Below are 16433 nucleotides of genomic sequence, written 5' to 3'. Positions count from 1 at the left end.
ACAACATGGCCAGGACCATCATTTTTGTAACCAAAATCGTTATCAGCACATTATTTCTACTGATGTTTTCCTCCTGCAGGTACAACATCAACGTAGGAGATGAAGAAGAAGGCAGCGGGAACATCGTCAGCGAAACCAGAAATATTAACGAGTCGTTTTCAGGCGTCAGGGTGGGTCAGGCAATCGAAGTGACCATTGAGCAGGGCAACAATGTGCAGGTGAAGCTTGAAGCCGATGACAACATATTGCCTCTTTTAACAACCAGTGTCGAAAATGGGGTTTTGGTGATCTCTTCTAACGGAAACTACTCTACTTCAGTGAACCCAAGGGTAACCATCACCATGCCGCAGATTGAAAGCCTTACGGCGGATTCCAGTGCATCAATCCGGAGCGAAGGAAAGATTGTCACAGACGATTTAAAAATCAGTGCGGAGAGCAGTGCGAGCATTACCGTAAATGTGGAAGCGGACCAACTGACCATTGATTGTGGCTCTGCCGCTGAAGTTGAAGTGAACGGTAAATCTTTGGAATTTGAAGCAAATGCCTCTTCGTCCGGATCAATCAACGCCACAGACCTGATGGCAAACAACATCAATGCTGACGTCGATTCCAGTGGTGATATCCACGTGTATCCCATCCTTAAACTGGAGGCTAATGCTTCCAGCGGTGGATCCATCGGCTATCATAAAATCCCGAAGACACTTTCGAAGTCAGAAGATTCGGGAGGTAGTGTCAGCGAAGAATAATTGCCCCTAAAAGTTAGTGCAAAGACACCCGTGATGAACGGGTGTTTTTTTTACCTTATCAGCTATGTACAAAAAATGAAACTGAACAATCGCTGAAATAGGGACATTTCGCGGTACTAAATGTAGTTGTATACGTTTTTGCCACTTCACAACTTTTGCTATATTTGTTAGACCCAATCATTAACAAATATGAAAAAAACTACATTGATGCTGATGGCCGTTCTGTGCGTCACCATCGGCTATGCCCAGGGAAAAGAGAAACTTAAGGGTTCGAAAATTGTTACCATCGAACAAAAACAGGTAGAGGATTTTGATGGTCTTGAGGTGCACGACAACATCGAGGTGTCGTTAATCAAAGGAGAAAAGAACGGAGTGGAACTGGAAGCGGACGATAACCTGCAACCTGCGTTGGGCATTACGATGAACGGTAGCACGATGATCCTCACAATGGCAAAGGAAATTACCGGCGAAAAGAAGTTCAGTGTGCGGGTTACGTATACTGACAGCTTTAAAACAGTAGTCGCGCGCAATGAAAGCAAAATTAATGCATTGGAAGAAATAAAACTTGATGACATTAATTTCCAGTCTTTTGACAGCGCAAAACTATACCTGAATATCGGCGCGAAGTCTTTTTCTATTACGGCAAATGACAAATCGAGGGCAGAAATAAATGCCAAATCAGAAAGCGGCACGTTGGTCCTCAGTAAAAGTGCAGAAATCAAGGCACTGATTTCCTCTACTGCCTTAAAATGTGATTTATATCAGAAAGCAACCGCCAATATTGAAGGCGATGTAATCGATATGACGTTGCGCATGGACAATAATTCCAATTTCACTGGTAAAAGGCTCACGGTTAAAAATATGGTTTTGGTCACTGAAGGCTATGTGAATTGCAGTGTTTATGCCGAAACCACATTAAGTGTTGAGGCGGCAGGAAATTCTGAAGTGGAGATTTTCGGAGATCCAAAAATTGATCTGAAGAAATTTGCAGACAGCGCAAAACTGGCAAAAAAACCGTCGAAATAGAACGCTACCGCTCTTTGTTTAGGCATAAATAAAACTCCCGCAGCTGCGGGAGTTTTTATTTTAAGTATGCAATTGCATTGTATGACAATCCTGCGACGTTTACTCTTTTGATGCGAGATAACGCTCAGCGTCCAATGCAGCCATACAGCCCGTTCCCGCTGCCGTAATAGCCTGACGGTAAACATGGTCTGCGGCATCTCCGGCTACAAAAACACCTTCGACATTTGTTTTTGAGGTTCCTGACACGTTGATGATATATCCCGTTTCATCAAGGTTCAGGTAATCTTTAAAAATATCGGTATTTGGTTTGTGACCGATGGCTACGAAGAAACCAGTAGCCGGAATGATCCGCTCTTCCTTCGCGGTCTTGTCGATCACTTTAACTTGGTTCACGACTTGTCCGTCTCCGCAAACTTCAAGCGTTTCAGTGTTGAACATGATTTCAATGTTCTCTGTTTTCATGACCCTTTCCGCCATAATCTTGGATGCTCTGAATTGCTCGCTACGCACCAGCATTGTCACTTTTTTACACAATTTAGAAAGGTAGTGCGCTTCCTCGCAGGCAGAATCCCCTGCCCCAACGATGACTACTTCCTGGTTTCTGTAGAAAAACCCGTCACAAACAGCACAGGCAGAAACGCCGCCCCCTGTATTCAGGTAATGCTGCTCTGAAGGCAGTCCGAGGTACTTGGCAGAAGCACCAGTCGAGATAATAATGGTCTCGGCGTGGATTTCGATAACGTCGTTTACCCAAACTTTGTGCAGCGGCCCCGTAAAGTCTACTCTGGTCACCCAGCCATCGCGTACGTCCGTCCCGAAGCGCTTCGCCTGTTCCTGCAGTTCGACCATCATTTCAGGTCCGGTGATGCCATTGGGATAGCCGGGGAAGTTTTCGACCTCATTTGTTGTTGTGAGCTGTCCGCCGGGCTGCATTCCCTGGTATAGTATTGGAAACATATTTGCCCTTGCGGCATAAATTGCGGCGGTATAGCCCGCTGGACCTGAGCCTATAATAAGGCATTTTACACTTTCGATTGTATCTGACATATTGTTTTAGCTTATTCTTTTTAGCGGCACAAAATTACGGCGAAATTGTTGATTTTCCCCCAATGCGTTATCAAGAATTATTATCAAGTTATAAAGAATGTAAGCGTTTGGTTTGTGGCTAAACTATATAAAAAAAATCGAACACGCACCTGGTTTTTTTGTCGGGTGGCAGGATTACTGCGTGATCCTCAAATGGGTGTCGTTACAACAAATCCTTTTCGGGTTTTCACAAAACCCTGGATGTTTTGTGGGTTGGCAGGATTACTGCGTGATCCTCAAATGGGTGTCGTTACAACAAATCCTTTCGGGTTTTTACAAAACCCTGGACTTTTTAGTTTATCGCAAGTCTTTGAGCAAGCTCAGACTTGCGATAAACTAAAAAATCCCCTTCCGTTACACGGAAGAGGATTTGTTGTCGGGGTGGCAGGATTCGAACCTGCGGCCTCCTGCTCCCAAAGCAGGCGCGATAACCGGGCTACGCTACACCCCGTAGCAGGGTGCAAATATATAATTAAATTCTGTTACACAAAACTTTTCAGAAAGTATTTGAACCTGTCCCGCTAATGGTTTCAAAAACAGGCTAAATGCGAATCCAGGGTTCGATAATTTTTCAAAAAAAAGTGCAAGCGGGTGTAACGCTATCGGCATTTTTCTGCCGACATACTTTCTTAGTTTTCCCGGAAACTACCTTCGTTGGTGCGGGCACCTGTCCAAACCCGTCCCGGGCTTCGGGAGAAGCGGCATCTTTTTACTTGGAGAAATTTCCTTTGGAAATCTGAACTGGTAAGGCAAAATAAGATACAGCGGACAGCCGGATCATGCTCCTATTCAGCATAAAAAAACCCTGTATGATACAGGGTTTTCAGGTATTGATATTATTTTTTAAGCAGTGCGCTATCAACGCTATACCTTCCTGGGCCGGTGAAGAAAAGCGCGAGGTAAATGACGAAGTAAATAAACGCGGACTGGAATTCGGTACCATTATCCCCCGCTTTGTATATTTCCATGTTGTCCATTACGGCGACGATGTATCCCATGCAGATTAGTAGCGGAATCAGGCTCAATCGTGTTAGTAATCCGACAATCAACAGCAGGCTGCAAAAGAACTCGGCAAAAATGGTTAACGCCAATGGAATTTTACCAGTCATCCCGAGGAAATTGATTTTGCCGAAGAATGCTGCCATCTGGTCAAAATGGATGAGCTTGTTGTAGCCGTAACAGGCCATCAGCACCCCCAGGATGATGCGTATTAAGAGTAAACCCAGGTCCATGTTGATGGGCAAAGAAGAGAGTAACTTTTTCATTGGTTTGGTTTTTAAATAGTTAAATTCAAATATAATAATTTTTCATACATGCCGAACGTAAAGGCTGCGAAGCAAAAAAAAACTGTTATTTTTAGACTGCTGCGGCAATAAAACGCGCGCCGCATGCGTTTCAGTTGCTGTTTGGCGCTATCCGAAAAAAGACAGTAGCTTTCAAAAACCAATCCGTGACCATGAAGAGAATCCTTGTTTTGTTTGTCCTTTTATCGATACCGTTTATATCCTGTACTGCTGACGACGACAGTGTTTCGTCCGGTGTCGTCACCTTGAAAATAAATGGGCAACGCCGTACCTTTGAAGCGCTTGACTATGAAAAGACACTACTGCCCAATGGCGATTATTCGCTGACTTTCTGGATGTTTGCGAGTGACGGGATTTCGGAAGATTCGGCCAGACTGGTCACCACATACAAAAGGACCGGTACCAATACTGTAGAAGGTTTTTACACTTCCTTACACCCTAATGGCGGATCGGCGAATGCCGTTAATGGCGATTTTAGCAGCACCGTTTCCGTGAACAGCAGTGTGCAATTTACTGCAGACTTCTCAGGAACACTCGGCAGCGGCAATAATACCATCTTACTCACCGATGGGCGCATCAACTACAAATACGATGCCCCTATTGGGGACTGATTGGCGTTGCCGACGGTATTCATGTTACATTTCTTTTAACTTTAGTTTGTGCCGGGTGTATGAACCCGTAAATGCGTTTTGTCCGTACATAACGTTATGAAACAAACGCTACATTATTTCATTTTGTTATTATCGGTGACGGTTGGGGCTCAGAAGATTGATACATCACCTGCGTTCCGTGATCAAAACAGTGACCATTACTTCCGATTTCATTATGACAACGACTACTTTGCGTCGTCAGACCACAATTACACGCAGGGTTTTGACCTCGAGTTTGTAGCAGCTTTTTTGAAATACAATCCGATGAATGTCATTTTGGTGAAACCGAGCGGCAGTAGGATCCGGTACGGGCTTTCGCTGGAACATATGGGATATGCGCCGGACAACATACGCAGTGCTGAAATTCAATTTGGCGACCGACCGTTTGCAGCGGCTGTGGTGCTGAAATCGTTTGTGGTGGCTATTGATACTTTGAGGCGATCGCGATTGCAGACCGGATTGAGTATTGGGGTGATTGGCCCCGCCGCGTTCGGACGACAGATGCAGGAAGGTATCCATAGTGCTACGGGAAACACCAAGCCGATGGGCTGGAAGAACCAGGTTCGAAATGATATTATAGTACAATATGAAACAGGGTATGAAAAGCAGTTCCTGCATTATGCAAGGCTGTTCTCACTCCAGGGCAACGCTACGGTACGCGCGGGAACCTTGTTTACAAATGCTTCGGTAGGGCTGAGCCTTATGGCGGGTATTGTGGATTCGCCGTTCATTAGGCATCGCAACGGATTCCGGCTTTATGCATACGTGCAACCGCTGGTAACGGCGGTGGGTTATGATGCGACGTTACAGGGCGGATTGATTAACCGTGACAGCCCATATACGATTTCCGATGGCGATCTGGAACGCGTTACAGCACAGCACACCTATGGTTTGGTATTGCAAACGAAAACCCTTTACTTTGAGTACACGCGAACGGCACTGACACGCGAGTTTAATGGTGGTGTACCCGCAAAATGGGGCGGCATCCGAATTGGGTTTACGTTTTAGGTGCGTTAGGCAGTTTCGGCCTGAATTTAACATTTAATAAAATGATGATGCGAAATAAGATCATGTTGTTGGCATGTACCCTGATGGTTGTGGTTAGCGGCTGTGCCACGAAGAAATATAAAAATGTGCCCTATTTGTCGGCTGCCGCTGCGACGGCTCCGAAACTCAATGTGTTTGCGAAACGCGGGCATCCTACACGGATGCCGGTATTGATTTTTGTCCATGGTGGGAACTGGAATACCGGCAACAAAAACCAATACGGCTTTTTTGGGCGGCATTTTGCACAACGCGGTGTGCTTTGTATTATTCCCGATTACACATTGAGCCCTGATGTCAATTACGATGTAATGGCGACACAGGTCGCGCAATCTATTTTGTGGGCGAAGGCCCATGCAGCGGAGTATGGTGGTGACCCGAATCAGATTTATATCACGGGGCATTCCGCAGGCGGACACCTTGCGGCCCTTGCGGTCGTGAATCCAAAGTATGGGATCAAGCCTGGGGTGGTCTCTGGGATTATCCTTAATGATGCGGCGGGCCTTGATATGCAGTCCTACCTCGAGCAACAACCACCGACAGAAGCTGCAGACTACCTCACAACCTGGACGAATGAGCCGGAACAGTGGCACAATGCCTCCCCTATCTACTTCCTCGACAAGGATAGTCCGCGGTTTATGATCTATGTGGGGAGCAAAACCTATCCCTCAATTGCTGAAGGGAACGACCGCTTCTTGAAAGCCTTACATGCGTTCCAGCCGAAGGTAGCGCCTGTCGTCCTGCAAAAGAAACACATCCCTATGATCCTGCAATATTTCTGGCCCTGGAGCCGGCGGTATGGAGAGGTAATTGCATTTATAAAACAATAATATTTAACAAAAAAATGCTGGCAAAAGTTGGAGTCTTTTGTGCCGGCATTTTTATTGATTCGATTTTATAACGAATCCCTATACGGCGCTACCAGGCGCAGATGGATCCATCGGAGATGGGGCTCCGGGATGCTCCAGCGGGTCAACAGTTCCCCAGTCGCCCTTTTCTTCCTCATTATCATCATCGTTATTCTCCTCTTCGTCATCATCATCGACGTCGTCACCCGCAAACGCCGCATTGAATCCGAAAGCATAATACGCCTCCTCATTCTCCAGCGCACGGAAGTCTTCTGCGGTTTCTTCATTGGCAGCGGCTTCGACCCAGTGATATTGTTCATGCTCATCCTGCCAGCCCATTTGGGGCATCTCTTCGTTTGGATTCCAGGTTTCCATAGTATTTAGGTTTTATCCCCATCGGGGCGTTGGTTGTAATCCAAAGATATTGAGGCATATGCCATTGATATTTATAGATTTTTGTAGAAAGTTTGTGGAATTTGACAGCTGGGAAATTCAACGAAAACGGCCGCCTGTTGGGAGATAATATTGCATATCCTTACATGCTGGTAAACGTGTTTGGATATTTTTTGGCATAATTGGTAATTATTAGACATATAAAGTCTAAAATTGACCGATAACATCTAAATTAGACAGTTAAAAAAAGATCCGCATTTTATTTTTGCGTGGAGTTAATGCAAACATCAACATCCGTTTCACCTACAAAACAACATCATGAAAAAGCCAGTGGTATTAATCGTAGAGGATGAACTCATAATTGCCTTAGACATAAAAGAGATTCTCGAGGAAGAAGGTTATGACGCTATCATCAATATTGTTACTGTAGACGACGCCATTCATGCTGTCGAAAATTTAAATCCCTCAATTGTTCTAATCGATATTAACCTGAAACAGGATAAGGACGGCATTGATTTGGGGACCTACTTACTGGAAAAAGACAAAACGCCCTTTATATACATCACCTCCTATTCTGATAAGACGACGTTAGAGCGCGTCAGTGAAACCCGACCTTATGGATATATCGTAAAGCCATTTAAATCGATTGACATTAAAACTACTGTTTCGATCGTGCTGAACAACTTCAAGCACCGAAATATTGATGTGGTACGGCAGGACAAGGAAATTGATACCGACATCCCCTTCATCCTGAAGAAAGCAGTGAATTACATTGCTGAAAACATCACTGAAAAAATTAAAATCTCTGATCTTGCGAAACAAACCCGTTGGGAATCACAGCATTTCAACCGGCTTTTTAAACAATATGTAGGCGTAACACCCTACCGTTATATTCTGGAAAAGAAAATAGAAAAAGCAAAAGTGCTGCTCACGGAAACAACGCTGCCGATAACACAAATTTCATTCGAGCTGGCGTTTAAAAGCCATAGTAATTTCTGTGCTGTCTTTAAGAAAGCCACCAAAAAAACTCCAGAAAACTTCCGTAAATGTTACCAGGCACAACATATTTACTTTGATTGACCTGAAATAGAAACAATTTGAAATCGTCTTGAAAACTACTTTAAGACGATTTTTTTTTTGCCAAACTCCCCAACAGGTGTTCATCCAAAATAGCTGTTCAAAAAAAAAACGTGCTGACGTGTGTTTACAACTACTGTCTTTCGCACCTTGTTTCCAGCACCAACTAATGTCTATTTAACGCGCATTGTAACTTTAACTAGCACATCTGTAAATGTCGCTGTCTCTAATTTTACATGCTGATTTTTTACGCTGTATTCTGAATTCCTTGATCTTGACTGCAGTATCGCATGGCATTGAATTATCTAAACCTATAAATATTAATGTTTTGAAAAAAAATTACCTTGAACCCGCGAAAAATGGGATGAAATTATCCAATTTTATCCTCATGGCCTTGCTGATGTTTGTAAACAAAGGCCTGTCTCAATGTCCAAATCCACCAGGCGATCCGTTAGCAAGCGGTAATAACTCCTGGATCGGATACGTTTATGCTGATACGAATGGCAGCAATCCGCCATCCGACGCCTTTACAACAACTTACAGGGGATTTGTCACAGAAAATGATCAGTTTGACGAAAGCCTCGGTACCAATCCGCTGACCGGCCCGAACCTATGCGGAAGCTACACCAATAATTTTGCAATCCGCTACAGGATGCAGAAGACATTTGCCGCTGGCTATTACATCTTTACTACAGGGGGAAGCGACGGATATAGGTTAAGCATCGATGGAGGACTTACCTATTTAATATCAAACTGGACCAACCATCCCTATCAAAGTACATCCGCCTCATATTACCTCAGTGGAACGATCAATTTGGTTTTGGAATACTACAACCAAAATAACGATACCAGAATTAACTTCTCTTATCAGTCGTGCGGTAGTCCGTCCACTGCACCAACACAGATTTCGTCGCTTTCGGAAATCTGCGGTGGCAGTTCGCTGACATTGACTGCAGAAGGCGGCGTTGCAGCAACAGGATCAGTGTATCAGTGGGGCACCGGCAACACAATCGGTTCTAATATTTTGGCCGATGAAACCGCTGCAACACTTGCTATTACACCTGAGGCAACGACAACGTACTGGGTGCGCCGATTAGACCCGGCTCCTTGTACATTGGCTACATCTGGAATCTCAAAAACGATAACCGTAACCAATGGTTCCATTGCGCCGGAATCCATTACCGGAAATGTTGTGGTTTGTTATGGTGACAATACTACCCTGACAGCAACCGGATATTCCGGCAATGTACAATGGCAAAGTTCAAATGACGGTGAAACATTTAATGATATCCTCGGCGAAAATGGACCGGTTTATGCTGCAGAAAACCTCACTAATAGTATTTTTCTGAGAGTAATGGTAAAGAATGGCAGTTGCCAGGAGGTCTATTCAGAGCGAGTCCAGATTACAATTAATACACCTTCCGTTGCTGGGACAATTTCGGGCGCTCAAACCGTATGTGCTTCAGAGAATACAACCACGTTGAATCTGGAAGGATACTTAGGAAGCATTCAATGGCAGTCTAGCACAGACAACATTAACTTTACAGATGTGGATGGCGAAACAACTGCGTCGTTAACTGCATTAAACTTAAATACCACTACGTATTACAGAACAAGAATCACCAGTGGACTTTGTGAAGCAGTATTTTCAAATCCTGTAAGCATTATTGTAAACCCCGCCCCTTTTGCAGGAACGGTGTCTGCCAGCAATGAGGCACTTTGCGCGGATATCAGTTCAACAACATTAAATTTGTCGGGATATGTTGGATCGATTCAATGGGAACAATCTGATGACAACATCAATTTCTCTCCGATACTAAACGCTACCACGCAAACAATTAATCTGACAAACCTCGCTGAAAATACTTACTATCGGGCGGCAGTCTCTACTTCTTCCTGTTTATCAGTATATTCAGACACTTTGCTTATTACCGTTAACTCCGTACCGGTTGCAGGATCAATATCGGGCGCCTCGATTGTGTGTTCCGGTGCCAACAGCACGGAATTGACCGCAAACGGATACTTAGGCGCTATAAAATGGCAGTCTTCAACTGACAATATCAATTTCAATGATATTGAGGGAGCCAATGGTCCTACTTATGTTGCTACGGACCTCGGTTCAACAACCTTTTTTCGCATTAAAGTTGGAAGCGAAAATTGTGCTGTGGTGTACTCATCCAGCATAAGCATTGTGGTAAAAGACTCTCCAGTTGGCGGAAGTTTGACAGGCGACACTACAGTATGTACATTAATAAATGCTTCCACACTTACGCTGTCAGGGTACACCGGTAATATCCAGTGGCAATCATCACTGGATGGCAACATTTTTACCGATATTTTAGATGCTACCAGTCCATCATATACTGCAACAAATATCGCAGCAACAACTTTTTACAGGGCGCAAGTTACTATAGGTGATTGCCCTGCAGATTTCAGTAATACGGCTACATTGGCTTTTTCAGCACCTATTGCAGGCACTATTTCAGGGGCAGGAACGATTTGCCTTGGCTCTACACCAACATTAACCTTAAACGGCTATAATGGAGACATTCAGTGGCAGTGTTCAACAGACAATGTAACCTTTACCAATATTCCGGGTGCCAACTCGGCTAATTACATTGCGACAGGGTACACGGTGTCGACGTATTTCAGGGTTCTTGTTACAGGTGGGGATTGCGGCAGCAATATTAGCCCTTCCGTTTTAGTCCTGGTGACCAATAACAGTATTTCAGGAGGTATTGTAGGAAGCCCAGGCTCTGCCTTTACACCTATCCTTACCAGCTCTAATGTCGTTTCTGGGTTTAATAATATTGTATTGACAGCCTCAGGTTATACCGCAGGCTCAACGCTGCAGTGGCAATCCTCAACGGATAACGTTAATTTTCTGAATATTGCAAATGCAAGCGCAGTATCTTATACCGTCTCCAATGTGACCACGAATACCTATTACAGGGTGGCAGTAACATCAGGAACATGCACGGCTTACAGCGCTATTTATTCGGTAACAATTTGCACACCGACGGGAAATCAAGCTACTTATGGATCAGGGACCAACTGGCGCATCTACTATTATTCTCAGCATGATGGGACGAATCCACCCTCGGATGCTTTTTCTGCGACTTATAGGGGATTTACCACCAGCAACGGTGTTGAAACCTACGATTATGTCTTTGGTGCGAGTATCGGTGGGAATGTGTGCGGCAGCAATTGGAACAATACCAATGGCGCCTTCCGCTACAGGTTAACCAGGAACTTCCCGGCTGGAGATTATATTTTTAGAGTGGGGTCTAACGGGGGTTACCGTATGAGTGTGGACGGCGGCGCTACATGGCTGATCGATCACTGGACTTCAACGGGAACGTATAACACTATGCTTTCACCGAGTGTCAGTTTAAGCGGGAACGTAAATCTTGTGATAGAGTACTTCAATTTGGCTACCTATAACCCTAGGCATACATTCAATTATTGCGAGACCAATTCAGGTGCGCCTGCTCCTACAGTAATTAAAGGCAGCAGCTCCATGTGCCTCGGGACAAATACCACACTATCTGTACCTTATTCCTACAGTTCCACTTGCCAATGGGGTACCGGAACGGTGGTAGGTGAGAATATCATTAGTAATAACAACGGTGGTGCAATATTTATTTCTCCGCTCGTCACCACAACCTATTGGGTCAGGAGATACAACAGCATTTGCAACACCTACAGTGCGGCTGCTTTTAAAACCGTTACTGTAAATCCACTTGCTCCACAAACACCGGCCGGGAATACTAGTGATTATGGCAACGGGCAGTGGATCGGGTATGTATATGCTTCAAAAACTGGTACATGGCCATCAACGCCCGCGATCGCCTTTAACAACCCGTATGTATATGCCGGCTACCTTACCACGCCCTCTGACACCTTTTCATTTGGCGCCTGGGTTGGCTCCACCACCCCTGCTCAATTTACAGCAGCGACGATGTGCGGATATTTTGAACAGTACTTTTCTGTTCGATACAAAATGACCAAGAACTTTGCCCCCGGTTATTATACTTTTACAATTTCGGCGGACGATGGAGCCAGACTGAGTATTGATGGCGGTGTGACATGGGTAATAAACAAATGGACAGCAAGCCAGACCACCTATTCTGCGTTCCTGAACGGCCCAACCAATCTGGTGCTCGAATACGCGCAGGGAAGTGGCGATTACAGTCTTAACTTCAACTACACCTCGTGCACAAATTATTCAACGGCACCTACTACCATCGCAGGAACCACGACGATCTGTAATGGCAGCAGTACTACTTTAACAGCTTCTGGAGGATATGCTGCTCCGGGAAGTACTTTCCAATGGGGAATTGGAGACGTCATTGGTGCTAATATCCTTGCGAATACCGGAGAGACAATAGTGGTATCTCCTTCCGTACCGACCACCTACTGGGTAAGGCGTAAAAACGGTAGTAACTGCAACGAAACAGCAGGCGGCGTCACTACAGGCGCATTTACATCAGGAATCACCACAGCAGTAAACGTTGCCGGAACCAACGCAGTTGCCGGGTCTATTTCGGGTGGCGGAAATTCCGTTTGTTCGGGGTCAAACAGTACATTGCTGTCGTTAGTGGGAAGCGTTGGATCAATCCAATGGCAATCTTCAGAAGACAATACAAACTGGACCGATATCCCCAATGAGAACGGCACTACTTACTCGGCAACCGATTTAACCGCGACCACCTATTATCGCGTGGTACTCACTAGCGGCGACTGTGCCCCTGCGACCACAAACTCCATAAACATAATCGTGAACCCATTGGTAACAGTTGCTGGATCAATCGGTGGTGCCGGAAGCGTTTGTGCCAATACCAACAGTTCTGCATTGGTTTTATCAGGGTACAACGGAACCTTGCAATGGCAGGTATCTGCAGACAACGTCAACTTTAACAATATCGCAGGTGCGACATCACCAGTATTAAATGTATTCAACATTTCTGTGATCACCTATTACAGGGTTGTCGTGTCAAATGGTGCTTGTTCGTCCGCAACTAGTGAATCTGTTGCAATCGTTGTTACACCAACATCAATATCGGGAACTGTTTCAGGCAGTGCGACAGTCTGCTCGGGTGCCAATAATTCTGCCCTTACGTTGAACGGATACTTGGGATCAATACAGTGGCAAGCATCAGATAACAACATTAATTTTACTTCGATTGAAGGGGCAACTTCGCCTATATACAATGCGATCGACCTGACGTCTACGAAATACTATCGCGCGTTGGTCACTAACAATACCTGTTCATCAGCCGTTTCAAACACTGTTAGGGTATTCGTTAACCAATCACCAGATACAGGCACCATTAACGGTGCAGCTACGGTTTGTTATGGCACAAACAGTGCAACGCTTTCCTTAACAGGCAGTAATGGTGCTATCCAATGGCAGTCTTCTACAAACAACATCAATTTCACCAATATCCCATTGGCTACCACTTCCTCACTGACTGTCTACAACCTAACACAAACCACTTATTATAGGGTGACGCTTTCAAATGGCTTATGCACCAGCACCTATCCCGGTAGCGTAGCAGTAAATGTTAACCCAATTTCCGTAGCCGGAATCATTTCAGGGGCTACTACGGTATGTTCGGGTACCAATGCCGTCCTAACGCTGAACAACTATACTGGCAACGTCCAATGGCAATCTTCAACGGATAACACTAATTTTGTAGATATTGCAGGCGCGACGGATGCGATACTTACCACTGATAATCTAACGGCTACGACCTATTTCAAAGCCGTAGTGACCAGCGGAGTCTGTAATTCCGTTTCAACGACTACTGTTACCGTTTATGTAAGGCCAGCCAGTTTTGCAGGTACAGCTTTTGGCGGTGATGTCTTGTGTTCTGGTATAAATACCACAGGCATCACATTGACAGGATATGTTGGCAGTATCCAATGGCAGTCCTCTATAGACAATATCAATTTCACCAATATATTCGGAGCAACCAGCAGCAACTACACCGCAATAAACCTGACGGAAACGAAATTCTTCAGGGCCGTAGTGACAACAAACCTATGCTCCTCCTCTATTTCGAATGTGATCGAGGTTACGGTATTACCGTATGCGACTGCAGGGACAATTACAATTCCCGGTACAAGTTTACCAACGACTACTGTGTGCGCTGTAACGAATGCCACGCCACTGACATTATTGGGATCGGCCGGGATACCCCAGTGGCAATCTTCTACAGATAATTTAAATTTTACTGATATTGTCGGCGCCAACGTGAATACCTATACGGCCTCTGGCTTGACCGTAACGACCTGGTTCAGGGCAGTTTTGACCAGTGGTTCCTGCGGTGACACACAAACCACCACACCGGTTTTGATTAATGTTCCTGCAGCCGTTACCTATGATGGCGCCTGGTCGGGAGTACCAAATGCTTACACCACAATTGTCGTTTCAGGTGACCTGACGCTTTCGGGGAATATAAACGTTTGTTCCTGCCAGCTTACCGGCGCGTCTCATTTAACTGTCCCTGGTGGTGTTACGATGTTGGTACAAAAAAATATTGTTGTTGATCCGTCGGCTTCGCTGGTTGTAGAGAACAATGGCAGTATAGTACAGGTTGATAACAGCGCTGTCAATTCTGGTAGTATCACGTTTAAACGAGACACCTCACCTTTACTTCAGTCCGATTTCATTTACTTTGCAACTCCGGTTGCAGGGCAGACACTGGGCCTTTTGGCTTCACCTTCCGCCTATTCTTCCTACGATCCGTCTGTAAACAATTGGGTCTCTGAAAGTGAATCGACAACAATGGCACCGGCAGCGGGATATATAGTTCAGGCGCCAAGCAATTTGGACTACTCGACACCGCAGACATACAATGCTGTATTTCACGGTATCCCTAATAATGGTATTATTTCCTTCCCAATTACGAAAGGGTCAGGAAGTACTTTCAATCTCATTGGTAACCCATATCCTTCTGCTATTGATATTGACCAGTTTATTTCAGATGCGGGTAACAGTGACGTCGTGAATGGAACCATATATCTTTGGTCCCACAATAAGGCCAAATCGAACACGCTCGCGAATCCTGAATTGTATACAAATGCCAGCGATGGTTACGCTAAATACAACCTCACGGGAGGCGTAAACTCTGCAGACCCAGCCATTACAGGAGGAACGCTGCCAAATGGCAAAATTGCAGCAGGACAGGGATTCTTTATAGAAGCAAATGATGGGTTAGCCGATGGAACATACACTGCAGCATTCACAAACAATATGCGCGTTACTGGACAGAACAGCCAATTTTACAGAAGCACACCAATTGTAAATCCAGTTTTCAATACGCTTGAAAAGCACAGGATTTGGTTGAACATTGTAGGGAGTAATGGCGCCTATGATCAGGCACTTCTTGGTTATGTTGAAACCGCAACCAATGGGTTTGACAGTAAGTTTGATGGCAGGGTACTGCCAACCGGGAATACCGTTTCCATCTACACTGTGGCCGGGACCGAAAACCTTTCCATACAAGGACGGGTGCTGCCTTTTGATGATACTGATGTTATTCCGCTGGGATATACTTCACAAAACGGAGGCGATTTTTCCATCGGCCTGGAGATCTTTGATGGATTATTCCAGAATCAGGAGGTATATCTATTGGATAAAACTGCAAATATCTCTCATAATCTGAAGGTTTCTCCTTACACTTTTTCCACTGACAACGGAACTTTTAATGATCGTTTCGAGATTCATTTTATAGATCCGCTGCTTGGCACCGACGGCTATGAAATTATGACAATTGGCATTCTTCAGCAAGGTGCGCACCTCTTAATTGATGCAGGGCAAGAAACTATTAATAGCGTGCAGGTATATGATATTCTGGGCAAAACAATACTTGCTGAGGACCATATATCACGATCTGTTTATACTTCTGCAGATTTAAATGTTGCACCCCAGCTTTTAATCGTACGGGTTGTTCTTACCGATGGCACAATGCAACACAAAAAAATACTGAAAAGATAAGGTTTACAAAACTATAGATAAAAAAACAAAAGGCAGCTGACACTGCCTTTTGTTGCTTTTCATCAGGCAATACTGCTTAAGCCTGCAGCATCGTATTTTCAATTAATGTCCAATTAAAACATTTCGTGACTTTATTAAGCATATTGATGCCTGTAGCTGTAATTAGCTTTGTGTAATTGAATCGTTACAATTACACGTGACAATCCGTTTCTTCCCGTGGCAAATCCTGTTGCGCTGTCTTATCTACAGCGCAT

General features: G+C 44.8%; 10 protein-coding genes and 1 tRNA gene. 7 read left to right on the top strand and 4 right to left on the bottom strand.

The window, feature by feature from the left end:
• Positions 1-5 precede the first annotated feature (5 nt).
• Together CFE23_RS09645 and CFE23_RS09640 are read left to right on the top strand one after the other, a co-directional pair.
• On the top strand, positions 6-746 hold the full coding sequence (locus CFE23_RS09645; RefSeq protein WP_291087173.1) for a head GIN domain-containing protein: 741 nt from the start codon (positions 6-8) through the stop codon (positions 744-746).
• Between the two features lie 189 nt (positions 747-935).
• Positions 936-1772 carry a DUF2807 domain-containing protein gene (locus CFE23_RS09640; RefSeq protein WP_291087172.1) on the top strand — a complete coding sequence of 279 codons (837 nt, stop codon included), beginning with the start codon at positions 936-938 and terminating at the stop codon, positions 1770-1772.
• Between the two features lie 99 nt (positions 1773-1871).
• Here CFE23_RS09640 and trxB read toward each other — a convergent pair whose 3' ends face one another.
• From trxB to CFE23_RS09625, 3 genes are all read right to left on the bottom strand, one after another.
• A complete protein-coding gene (trxB, locus tag CFE23_RS09635; RefSeq protein WP_291087170.1) occupies positions 1872-2819 on the bottom strand; it encodes a thioredoxin-disulfide reductase in 948 nt (315 codons plus the stop codon).
• Between the two features lie 415 nt (positions 2820-3234).
• Positions 3235-3309: transfer RNA gene (locus CFE23_RS09630), tRNA-Pro, on the bottom strand.
• Positions 3310-3694: 385 nt separating this feature from the next.
• A complete protein-coding gene (locus CFE23_RS09625) occupies positions 3695-4123 on the bottom strand; it encodes a DoxX family protein (RefSeq protein ID WP_291087168.1) in 429 nt (142 codons plus the stop codon).
• A gap of 191 nt (positions 4124-4314) precedes the next feature.
• Between CFE23_RS09625 and CFE23_RS09620 the strand changes: the two genes are divergently transcribed.
• The 3 genes from CFE23_RS09620 to CFE23_RS09610 all read left to right on the top strand — a co-directional run bounded on the left by CFE23_RS09620 (position 4315) and on the right by CFE23_RS09610 (position 6686).
• Complete coding sequence (locus CFE23_RS09620; protein ID WP_291087166.1) at positions 4315-4773, top strand: hypothetical protein; 459 nt, start codon at positions 4315-4317, stop codon at positions 4771-4773.
• Positions 4774-4869: 96 nt separating this feature from the next.
• Positions 4870-5820 carry a lipid A deacylase LpxR family protein gene (locus CFE23_RS09615; protein WP_291087164.1) on the top strand — a complete coding sequence of 317 codons (951 nt, stop codon included), beginning with the start codon at positions 4870-4872 and terminating at the stop codon, positions 5818-5820.
• A 41-nt stretch (positions 5821-5861) separates the two neighbouring features.
• Positions 5862-6686, top strand: coding sequence for an alpha/beta hydrolase (locus CFE23_RS09610; RefSeq protein ID WP_363331581.1), 825 nt, complete (start codon positions 5862-5864; stop codon positions 6684-6686).
• Between the two features lie 78 nt (positions 6687-6764).
• Here the strand turns inward: CFE23_RS09610 and CFE23_RS09605 are convergent, their stop codons facing one another.
• A complete protein-coding gene (locus CFE23_RS09605) occupies positions 6765-7079 on the bottom strand; it encodes a hypothetical protein (protein WP_291087162.1) in 315 nt (104 codons plus the stop codon).
• Between the two features lie 336 nt (positions 7080-7415).
• Between CFE23_RS09605 and CFE23_RS09600 the strand changes: the two genes are divergently transcribed.
• Together CFE23_RS09600 and CFE23_RS09595 are read left to right on the top strand one after the other, a co-directional pair.
• Positions 7416-8177, top strand: coding sequence for a response regulator transcription factor (locus tag CFE23_RS09600; RefSeq protein ID WP_291087160.1), 762 nt, complete (start codon positions 7416-7418; stop codon positions 8175-8177).
• Positions 8178-8502: 325 nt separating this feature from the next.
• On the top strand, positions 8503-16179 hold the full coding sequence (locus tag CFE23_RS09595; RefSeq protein WP_291087158.1) for a hypothetical protein: 7677 nt from the start codon (positions 8503-8505) through the stop codon (positions 16177-16179).
• Positions 16180-16433 lie beyond the last annotated feature (254 nt).

Origin of the sequence: Flavobacterium sp. BFFFF1 (assembly GCF_002256285.1) — a bacterium.
In the GTDB taxonomy this organism is placed as follows: domain Bacteria; phylum Bacteroidota; class Bacteroidia; order Flavobacteriales; family Flavobacteriaceae; genus Flavobacterium.
The sequence above is the reverse complement of the archived record's forward strand: the minus strand, read 5'-3'. Positions and strand labels throughout refer to the sequence as shown.

What these genes read in the sequence shown, in the direction of transcription:
- CFE23_RS09615 (WP_291087164.1), top strand. Translation starts at nt 4,870, where the DNA reads ATGAAACAAACGCTACATTATTTCATTTTGTTATTATCGGTGACGGTT.
- CFE23_RS09625 (WP_291087168.1), bottom strand. Translation starts at nt 4,123, where the DNA reads ATGAAAAAGTTACTCTCTTCTTTGCCCATCAACATGGACCTGGGTTTA.
- CFE23_RS09620 (WP_291087166.1), top strand. Translation starts at nt 4,315, where the DNA reads ATGAAGAGAATCCTTGTTTTGTTTGTCCTTTTATCGATACCGTTTATA.
- CFE23_RS09610 (WP_363331581.1), top strand. Translation starts at nt 5,862, where the DNA reads ATGATGATGCGAAATAAGATCATGTTGTTGGCATGTACCCTGATGGTT.
- CFE23_RS09600 (WP_291087160.1), top strand. Translation starts at nt 7,416, where the DNA reads ATGAAAAAGCCAGTGGTATTAATCGTAGAGGATGAACTCATAATTGCC.
- CFE23_RS09640 (WP_291087172.1), top strand. Translation starts at nt 936, where the DNA reads ATGAAAAAAACTACATTGATGCTGATGGCCGTTCTGTGCGTCACCATC.
- CFE23_RS09605 (WP_291087162.1), bottom strand. Translation starts at nt 7,079, where the DNA reads ATGGAAACCTGGAATCCAAACGAAGAGATGCCCCAAATGGGCTGGCAG.
- CFE23_RS09645 (WP_291087173.1), top strand. Translation starts at nt 6, where the DNA reads ATGGCCAGGACCATCATTTTTGTAACCAAAATCGTTATCAGCACATTA.
- trxB (WP_291087170.1), bottom strand. Translation starts at nt 2,819, where the DNA reads ATGTCAGATACAATCGAAAGTGTAAAATGCCTTATTATAGGCTCAGGT.